Source organism: Mesorhizobium australafricanum, assembly GCF_033977265.1.
GTDB classification, from domain to species: domain Bacteria; phylum Pseudomonadota; class Alphaproteobacteria; order Rhizobiales; family Rhizobiaceae; genus Mesorhizobium; species Mesorhizobium australafricanum.
The window spans coordinates 1-2,311 of record NZ_JAVIIT010000048.1 but is presented as its reverse complement, the minus strand read 5'-3'; the positions used below and the strand labels follow the sequence as shown (position 1 = coordinate 2,311).

The following is a 2,311-nucleotide window of genomic DNA, read 5'->3' as shown; positions in this document are numbered from 1 at the left end:
GAGGAGTCGTAATGAGAGGCGAGCGGCTGGGAGCCGCGCAGATCGACAAACAGCAGCGACCAGTGGGTGCCCTGCTCGCCAAGCGCGGCATTGTTGAGGGGAAGGAACACGAAGTCGGTCCTGGCGTCCGCCAAATTGCCCCCGCCGCCGGCGATGCCGTGGAAGATGGCGGCCGCTTCGGCCTCGTCTTCGGTCATGCGCAACAGATGGGTCACCGAAGGCTCGACCAATCGGATCCGGGCGGCGATGTCGGGACTGGCCCCGTTCAAGGCCTCGCCAAGCAGCGCGTAATCGGCCGTGATATGGTCGTCCAGGAGCCATTGGGTGGCGCCAAGCGCCAGCCGATGCGCTGCAGCGGCTACCGGGCGAAGCCCGGCTGCCTGGCGCTCGGTCGGCCGAACGCCAGGTGGCACGTCGACTGCGATGCCGGGAGCGTCGGAGATGGCTGATGTCCCGGCAGCGGCGGGCGTCTCGGCAGCGGCGGGCGTCTCAGGAGCAGGCGCCTCGTTGGCCTGTGTCTCGTTGGTATGTGTCTCGTTAGCAGGGGTCTCGTTGGCAAGGGTCTGTGCGGCTGCGTCCTCGCCGCCGCACAGGTAGGCGTGGAGCGCCTTCACGCAAGGCTCGGCGTTCTCCTTGTCCTTTGCGGAGGGCGGCACCACCGTGATATCGGCCTGTTGGTAGAGCGGCCGGCGCTCGTCGAACATGCGGCTTAGCTTCTGCTCGCCGTCGGGGCCTTGCAGCAGCGGCCGGCTGGTGTCGTTCCTGAGGCGCCTGCGGATCACTTGCGGGTTGGTGTCGAGCCAGACCGACACCGCCTTCTCGCCGATCAGGGCTCGATTGTTGGGCTCGATGAAGCCGCCGCCGCCGGTTGCGATGACGATCGGCCCCTTCTCCAGCTGCTTGGCGAGCTCTTCGGCCTCCAGCTGTCTGAAGTGGGCCTCGCCCTGGCGCGCGAACAGATCGCTCAGATTGCCGTGCTTGCGCACGATTTCCTTGTCGGTGTCGACAAACTTCACCCCCAGCTTGCCGGCAAGCTCGCGGCCGATGGTCGACTTGCCGCTGCTCGGCATGCCGACCAGCACCACCGGGCGCATGCCGAGGGCGGCTATGATCGCGCCGGCCTGCGGCGAGCTGGCGGCCGCGGGCTGGCTTGCCCGGTCGGCGGTGGCCAACCTGGAGGTCCCAGCCGACCGCGACCGGCTGTGGCCCGCCGAGCCCCAGTGGGGGATGCTGGAGGCGTCAGGGGGAATGGCGACCTCGAGGCATCTGTCCCGCACGCTCTGCACGAGCTCGTCGGCCTTTTGCTCGGCGTCCGGCCCGGGATGCCGCCGCAGCCAGCCGATCTGCTTGTAGAGGTCGTGGTTGGCGAGCTTGGCCCGGTAGCTGGCCGGCGTATGGAACTCGGCCTCGAAGCGATAGCCCTGCGGGGTGCTGAACACGGTGCGGATGGCGAGGAAGCTCGGCGTGCGCATCCTGAACCAGTTGGTTGTCTCGACCTCGCTGTAGCCGCGCTCCTCGAAGGCCAGCACGGCCGTCTTGAAGGCGCGCGTCAGGGCCGCGTCCGGGATCTCGAAGACATGGCGCACCGCATTGGTGAGCAGCTGGGCCTCGGGCGCGGCGCTCACGCTCTGGCCGGTGAGCCCGTCGGCCATCGAGGAGCGCCCGCGCAGGCGCTGCTCGAGATGCGGCATGGTCACCTCGATGCCGGCCTGCCGCAAAAGCGCGGCGACCGCCTGCGCGGTCGCGGTGATGGCGCCTTCCTCCGCCGCGGCGCGCTGGGCTGCGCGCCTGGCGTGCTCCAGGGCCTGCTCGCGGCTCAGCGTGATCGTGGCGGCGGGGTCGTCGGCTGCCGCGACGTCCAAGGGGCTGGGCAGGATGCCGTTCGCGGCGGCAAGCTTGATCGAGGCCTCCATGACCGAGGCCGCCAGTGTCGGATTGTCCTTCAGATCCGCCAGGCTGGCGTCGACGTCGAAGCGGCCCTGGTGCAGCGTTGCCGCCAGCGCCTTGACATAGGGCGCCGGCTTCAGGCCCGGGACCTGCTGCAGGAGCCGCTGCAGATCGGCGCTCTTCTTCATGAACAGCCGCGCCCCGGTGTCGGACTTGTAGGCGTCGGTGCCGACCTTGATGCCGACGCTCAACAGGTTGATGGCGCTTTCATGCAGATCGTGCGGGTTGTAGCCGTCGGGCCGCGGATCGATGCGCGCCCGGCAGTGGTCGAGCAGGAGCTCGACGCGCTCCCTGGCGTCCGCGGCTGCCGGATAGGATTCGGCAAGCTCGGGAAACAGCGCGCCGGCGGCGGCGCTGACGCCAG

1 protein-coding gene is annotated in these 2,311 nt (G+C 69.3%); it reads right to left on the bottom strand.

Annotated elements, in window-relative coordinates; all coding sequences use genetic code 11:
• The coding region (locus tag RFM98_RS31080; protein ID WP_320312281.1) for a shikimate kinase at positions 1 to 2,311 on the bottom strand (2,311 nt) is incomplete at both ends.